At 67.4% G+C, this 4038-nt stretch carries 3 protein-coding genes and 1 pseudogene; 1 reads left to right on the top strand and 3 read right to left on the bottom strand.

The genetic code is table 11. The features are described from left to right. Positions 1–353: MFS transporter (locus Mrose_RS17920; RefSeq protein WP_119280581.1), on the bottom strand; the 353-nt coding region annotated here is incomplete at its 3' end. A gap of 173 nt (positions 354–526) precedes the next feature. Here Mrose_RS17920 and Mrose_RS17925 point away from each other — a divergent pair. Further along, on the top strand, positions 527–1345 hold the full coding sequence (locus Mrose_RS17925) for a trypsin-like serine protease (protein WP_119280577.1): 819 nt from the start codon (positions 527–529) through the stop codon (positions 1343–1345). An 82-nt stretch (positions 1346–1427) separates the two neighbouring features. Here Mrose_RS17925 and Mrose_RS17930 read toward each other — a convergent pair whose 3' ends face one another. Both Mrose_RS17930 and Mrose_RS17935 read right to left on the bottom strand, forming a co-directional pair. Continuing rightward, positions 1428–3641: an MMPL family transporter gene (locus Mrose_RS17930; protein WP_119280579.1), complete on the bottom strand. Its 2214-nt coding sequence runs from the start codon at positions 3639–3641 to the stop codon at positions 1428–1430. Between the two features lie 22 nt (positions 3642–3663). Next, positions 3664–4038, bottom strand: a pseudogene (locus tag Mrose_RS17935) (primosomal protein N' family DNA-binding protein); the annotation flags it as partial.

The following is a 4038-nucleotide window of genomic DNA, read 5'->3' on the forward strand; positions in this document are numbered from 1 at the left end:
CGGTTGGGGAAGAGCCTGGGCAACAGGGCCAGCGAAAGCCCTGGAACCGCAGCGGCAGCCGCCCCCTGCAAGCCCCGCGCCAGCGTCCAGACCTCGAGCCCCGGCGCCAGCGCCGCGACCACCCCGAACAAGCCCACCAGCAAGAGCCCCCCGCCCAGCACCCGCCCCACCGGCAGCCGCAGCCGGGGAACGAGAGGCGACAGCAGCACCAGAGCCAGGAAGGGCAGGCTGATGCCCAGCCCCGCCGAGCCGGGCGGCGTGCCGAAGAGGCGCTCGAGGGCGGGTAGCAGCGGAACCGTGCTGTAGAGCGCGGCGTAGAGCAGGGTGCCACTGAGCAACACGGCGAGGGGCATGGCTCATGCTAAGTTACCCCACGGTGAGCTTGTCAGACGACAAAAGGGCATTTGGCGGGCCCAAGAGCCTCGTAACGCTCACGTTATGGCGCTTGTTTATTGCTATTTCACGTATCCAGCGCGTATGCTCAAAAAGCCCACTCGAGCCTTTGGAAGATTGTCTAGGAGGTTATATGAAACGCTTTGACAAACTGGCCTTGCTCGTAGGTCTGGCCCTGGTCCTGGCGGCGTGCAGTAGGGCTGTGCAGGATGTGGGCGCTGTCGCGAAAATTACCGATGGAGAACTCGACGGAAACGGCCATCCTTACGTCGGCCTGATGGTGGCGCAGGACGCTACGGGCAAGCCCTTGTGGCGATGCAGCGGCACCTTGCTCTCGCCCACCATCTTCCTCACCGCCGGTCACTGCACGGAAGCACCCGCCGCACACGTGGAGATCTGGTTCGACGCCGACGTGGAATCGGGCATTCCGGGCAACGGCTATCCCAACAACGGCGACGTGGGCGGAACGCCCTACACCCATCCTCAATACAACCCCAATGCCTTCTTCCTGTTTGACCTGGGCGTCGTCGTGCTCGAGGCGCCGATGGTCATGAGCGAGTATGGGGCTCTTCCCCAGCAAGACGTGCTCGACCGCCTGGCCCGGCGGCGCGGCCTGCAGGACGTGACCTTCACGGCGGTGGGCTATGGCCTGCAGCAGATCAACCCGGTCTTCGTCGAAGCCCAGCGGGTGCGCATGGTGGCCCACCCCCACCTCATCCAGATCAACGGGGGGATCGTGGGCGACTTCTCCTTGCTGCTCTCCAACAACCACTCCACGGGCGGCACCTGCTTTGGCGACTCCGGCGGGCCCAACTTCATCGGCAATTCCAACGTGGTGGGCGGCGTGACCTCCTTCGGCCTCAACGGCAACTGCGGGGGCACGGGCGGCGTGTACCGGGTGGACCGTAAGGACGACCTCGACTGGCTGGCAACCTTCGGCGTGACGCCATGATTGGCCGATAGCCGGGTGCCGGTCGTACGCCAAACGCCAAAGGCAAGACGCCTTATGTAGGAGCGGGTCTTACGCAGGAAGCCTAGTGGCTCTCCAGGCTCACCTTGGGCAGCATGCGGCGCAGGCGCTCGGGTATCCACCAGTTCCACTTTCCGGCCAGCAGCATCACTGCCGGGACCAGCATCAGCCGGATCAGGGTGGCGTCGAGGAAGACCGCCAGCGCCAGGCCGAGGCCGATGGCCTTGTTGACCACCAACTCGCCGCTGACAAAAGCGGAAAACACGATGATCATGATGGCGGCGGCGCTGGTGATGATCCCGGCGGTGCGCTCGAGCGCCGCCTTCACCGCCTCGCGGGTGGGGAGGCCGTGGAGGTAGTACTCCTGGATGCGCGAGAGCAGGAAGATCTCGTAGTCCATGGACAGGCCGAACAGCACCGCGAACATGGTGATGGGCAGGCTGGGGTCGAGCGAGGCGGTCTCGGGATCGACGTTGAAGAGCCCGCCCAGGAAGCCCTCCTGGAAGATCAGGGTGATCACGCCGTAGGTCGCGCCGACGGTGAGGGTGTTCATCAGGATGGACTTCAAGGGGATCAGCAGGCTGCGGAAGGCCAGGCTCAGCAGCACGAAGGTGGCGATGAAGACCATCAGGATGGCCACGGGGGTGGCCCGGATGAGCACGTTGTTGAACTCCATCGCCCCGATGGGGCTGCCGCCCAGCAGCACCTTGTCGAAGCCCGCCTGCTGGGCCTGCTGCCGCAGCTTCTGGGCCCACAAGGGGATCTCGGGGGCCTGAACCGGCTCCTTGGGGATGACCGAAAGGCGCAGGTAGCGCCGGTCCTGGCTGATGGAACGCTGGGTGAGGGAGAGCAGGTCGGCGAGACCGCTGGAGGTATCGCCCAGCGAGACCCGCCCGGCCAGGAAGGGGGAGACCACCAGCCGCACCTCGGGGAGGGCGGAGAGGGATTGCTCGAGCTGGCTCCAGCGCTGCCGCGCCTCGGGGGTGAACCCCCCCTCACCCAGGTCGAGGAGCACTTCGAAGGTGTCGAGGCTGCCGCCGAGCTCGAGCGAGCGAATGAGTTCCAGGCCCTTGCGCGACTCCACGCTGGGCGAGAGCCCGAAGGCCCCGGTGTAGCCCAGCCGCATGCCGAAGAGGGGCCAGGCCAGCGTCAGCATGGCGGCGGTGATGCCCACGGTGAAGAACCAGGGGCGGCGCATGACGGCCTCGGCCCAGCGGCGGAAGAGGGGCAGGGTCTGGCCGCTGCTGGTGGCCCTGAGGGCGAAGCGGTAAGGCCAGTTGACCCGCTCGCCCAGCAGGCAGAGCAGGGCCGGGACGGCGGTGATGGAGGCCAGCACGGTGAGGAGGATGGCCAGCACTCCGCCCAGGCCCATCGAGCGGATGAAGGTCAGGTCGGGGACGAAGAGCGAGGCCATGGCCACCGCCACGGTGAGCCCACTGAAGGCCACCGCCCGCCCGGCGGTGCGGGTGGTGTGGATGGCGGCTTCGCGGGGTGGGTGCCCTCGAGCCAGCTCCTCGCGGAAGCGGTTGACCATCATCAGGGCGTAGTCGATGCCCGCCCCCAGGCCCAGCATGGTGATGACGCTCTGGGCGAAGCTGGAGACCTCGGTGAGCTGGGTCAGGCCGTAGAGCATGGCCATGCCGACGGTGATGGAAATCATCCCCACCACCAGCGGCACGCCCGCAGCCACGAAGGCGCCGAAGGCCAGGAGCAGCACCACGGCGACGAGCGGCAGCGCCACCAACTCACTGCGCCGGATGTCCTTCTCCACCAGGTGCAGGAAGTCCTCGGTGATGGCGCTGGAGCCGGTGAGATAGAAGCGGGTCTGGGGGATGCCCGCCGAGCGCAGCTCGGCGCGGATGGCGGCGATGACGGGGTCGGGGTCCTCGAGGCGGGTCTGGAGCACGGTTACCGTAACCCGGTAGTCCTCCGAGTGCAGCTTGAGGGGGCTGGGGGTGTCGAAGCGGGTCAGGCTCAGCACCCCCTCGATTCGCGCCAGCCGCTCCACCAGCCGCTCGTAAGCCTGGCGGAAGCGCGGGTCGGTGGCGGGGAGGCCCTCGCTGACTACCAGCGTGCGGTCGGGGAGTTCCTGGCCGAAGGAGCGCTCGAGGATCTGTGCGACCCGCTCCGCCTCGCTGTTGGAGACCGAGGAGGTGCTGGCCGACAGCGCCCTGGGCGCGCGCTCGGCCAGGGGAGCGGAGAAGAGCACCAAGAACCCCCAGGCGATGAGCACCAAGAAGGGATGGCGGGTGACCCAGTGACCAAGACGGGCGAACATACGGCCTTTAACATACAGGCCCCTAATCCTCCAGCAGCCCCACGAAGCTGTGCGGATCAGGGTCGATGCGCAGGCGGGCCCTGGCCGGAGGCAGGCCCTGCATGAGTTCCCGCAGGCGCGAGGTGGAGCCTTTTAGGAGCAGGTGAAACACGTATTGGCCGCGCACCTTGGGCACGGGGGCGGGGGCCGGGCCCAGCAGTTCGCCCGGCTGGGTGCGGCCTCGCAGGAACTCGGCCAGCTCCATCGCGGCGTCGCGGGCTACAGGCTCCTTGGCGTGGGAGAGCTCGAGCTTGATCATGCGCTGGAGGGGCGGGTAGTCCAGCGCGCGGCGCAGCAGCAACTCGTTACGCAGGAAGCCGTCGGGGTCGGCCTGCTGGAGGGAGAGGTGGGCGGGGTG

The sequence above is a fragment of the Calidithermus roseus genome (genome assembly GCF_003574095.1).
In the GTDB taxonomy this organism is placed as follows: domain Bacteria; phylum Deinococcota; class Deinococci; order Deinococcales; family Thermaceae; genus Calidithermus; species Calidithermus roseus.